Raw genomic sequence first — 2799 nt, 5'->3', positions numbered from 1 at the left:
GTGCAACTCGACCGGGTGCAGATCGGCAGGGAGCCAGTCCCTTCAGCAGCGGTGATCGACAGTCAGAGTGTGAAGACAACCGAAGCAGGCGGGTACCGCCGCTACGATGCGGCCAAGAAGGTGATGGGCCGTAAAAACTGGCTATTCGCTGGCTCAAAGGCGGGCGGCGATCGCGCCGCCGCTGTCTACTCCGTTGTGAATCGGCGTGCAAAAAGGACCCCGTTAGCGGGGTGATCGGCGTCTAAAAGGGACCCCTCATTTCGATAGCCTAAACAGTCGTCTGGATGTTCAGGCGGCGAGATCGGGATGTTGGTTTTGGAGACAGTGGTTCGGATCCGGCGAGAGTTCGCCGGCGGGAAGGCGATCAAGGCGATCGCGCGTGATCTGCATGTGTCGCGGAAGGTGATCCGCAAGGCGATCCGGGCGCCGGAAGGCGCATTTGATTATCGACGTAAGGTTCAGCCACTACCGCGGATTGGTCCGTTTCAGGATCGTCTTGATGTGCTGCTGGAAGAGAACGAGTTGCTGGGCCGACGTGACCGGCTTCGGATGACTCGTATCCACGACCTTCTGGTGCGTGAGGGTTTCGAAGGGTCTTACGATGCCGTGCGTCGCTATGCGGCACGGTGGAAGGTCGAGCAGCGCAGGAATGTCGGCGATGGGACGACGGCCTTTATTCCGATGCTGTTCCAGCCCGGCGAGGCCTACCAGTTCGACTGGAGCCACGAAGATGTCGAGATCGACGGCAAGCCGATGCGGGTAAAGGTCGCGCACATGCGGCTGTGCGCATCGCGGGCGGTGTATGTCCGGGCCTATCCCCGCGAGAGCCAGGAGATGCTGTTTGACGCGCATGCGCGCGGCTTTGCCTTTTTCGGTGGCGTGCCCAGGCGCGGCATCTACGATAATATGAAGACGGCGGTGACGAGCGTGTTCACCGGCAAGGAGCGGGTGTTCAACCGGCGGTTCCTGATCATGGCCGACTATTATATGGTCGAGCCCACGGCCTGCTCGCCGGCGGCGGGCTGGGAGAAGGGGCAGGTCGAGAACCAGGTGCAGACGATCCGAGGGCGCTTCTTCCAGCCCCGTCTGCGGTTCGCCAGCCTCGAGGAGCTTAATGGCTGGCTGGAAGCTGAGTGCCGACGCTGGGCCGAACGGCAGGCCCATCCTGAGCAGGGCGACCAGACCGTGGCGCAGATGCTGGAGATGGAACGTCCTGCATTACAGTCGATGCTGGGGCCGTTCGACGGCTTCCACGAGAGCGAGCACGGCGTATCGGGCACCTGCCTGATCAGCTACGATCGCAACCGTTACTCGGTCCTCTCGACGGTGGCGCGGCGCACAGTGCAGGTTCGGGCCTATGCCGACCGCATTGTCGTGCGATGCGGCGAGGAGGTCGTCGCTGAGCATCCCCGCTTCTTCGGGCGGAACCGCACCATCTATGATCCCTGGCACTATCTGCCGGTGCTGGCCCGCAAGCCCGGCGCTTTACGCAACGGCGCACCCTTCCAGGACTGGGAACTGCCGCCGGCGCTCGCCCGGTTGCGACGCAAGCTGGGCAACGGCGATGATGCCGACCGGCGGTTCGTGCGCGTGCTGGCGGCTGTGCTGACCGATGGCCTGGAACTCGTGGAAGCCGCCGTGCGGGAGGCACTGGCAACCGGCACGGCGAGTGACGACTTGATCCTCAATATCCTGGCACGGCGCCGCGAACCGCCGCGACCGCTGACGATCGTCACGTCGGAAGACAATGCCCTGCGCCATCCGCCGATCGCCGACTGTGCCCGTTACGACCAACTGAGGAACTTCCATGCAGCGGCATGACATGATCGACGCGATGCGCGGGCTCGGACTCAAAGGGATGGCCGGCGCGTTCGATGAGGCCGTCACCACAGGGCTTCAGCGCCAGCGCACGACGATGGAGATACTGACCGATCTGCTGCGTGCGGAGGCAACGCATCGTCACGCCGCCTCGATCCGATACCGGATGGCAGCCGCCAAGCTGCCGGTGGTGAAGGACATTGATGCCTTCCACTTCGAGGGGACGCCGATCAACGAGGGGCTGGTCCGTTCGCTGCACGGCGGGGCCTTCCTGCCCGCACGGCGCAATGTCGTCCTGGTCGGTGGCACCGGCACTGGCAAGACCCATCTGGCCATCGCCATCACCGCCAATGTCGTCCGCGCTGGAGCGCGGGGGCGTTACTTCAGCACCGTGGATCTGGTGACCCGCCTCGAAGAGGAAGCCCGGATCGGCAAAAGCGGCGCGCTTGCCGCTCAGCTCTCTCGCCTCGACCTCGTCGTGCTCGATGAGCTTGGCTATCTTCCCTTCGCCCGTTCAGGCGGGCAGTTGCTGTTCCATCTGGTCAGCAAACTTTACGAGCAAACCAGCGTCATCATCACGACCAACCTAGCGTTCGGGGAATGGCCGACCGTGTTCGGCGATCCCAAGATGACCACCGCTCTCCTCGATCGCGTGACCCATCATTGCGACATCATCGAGACCGGCAATGACAGCTGGCGCTTCAAGAACCGAAACGGAGCCCCGCCGCACGCCGGGTTTAAGAGGCTTGGCGCTGCGCGCGCCTCGGGTCGGGCTCCGCCCGCCCTAGGCCGCGCGCAGCCCAAGGCGCGTTCCTCGACCGTCCTGCCATCCTTGAGAGGGGTTCCCTTTTGCGCGCCGCTCGGGGGTCCCGTTTGCACGCCGATTGACAGCTTCTTAAGACGGCACCACCACAGCCGGCGCTAGCCGGTCAACCAGAATTGCGCTCGCCTGGTTGAGGCCGATCACCTCGACCGCGATGC

Annotated in this window: 1 protein-coding gene and 2 pseudogenes; all 3 read left to right on the top strand. The window is 64.0% G+C overall.

What is annotated here, in order from left to right; all coding sequences use genetic code 11:
* Positions 1-135, top strand: a pseudogene (locus tag ACOJSI_RS12500) (IS5/IS1182 family transposase); the annotation flags it as partial.
* Positions 136-306: 171 nt separating this feature from the next.
* Positions 307-1821 carry an IS21 family transposase gene (istA, locus tag ACOJSI_RS12495; RefSeq protein WP_420138626.1) on the top strand — a complete coding sequence of 505 codons (1515 nt, stop codon included), beginning with the start codon at positions 307-309 and terminating at the stop codon, positions 1819-1821.
* Positions 1808-2530: pseudogene (istB, locus tag ACOJSI_RS12490) on the top strand (IS21-like element helper ATPase IstB); the annotation flags it as partial. The gene istA and the pseudogene istB, both read left to right, overlap by 14 nt.
* Between the last annotated feature and the right edge of the window lie 269 nt (positions 2531-2799).

The sequence above is a fragment of the Sphingomonas sp. genome (genome assembly GCF_048595155.1).
Classification (GTDB): Bacteria; Pseudomonadota; Alphaproteobacteria; order Sphingomonadales; family Sphingomonadaceae; genus Sphingomonas_I.
Note: the sequence above shows the minus strand (reverse complement) of the source record. Positions and strands in the feature narration are given on the sequence as shown.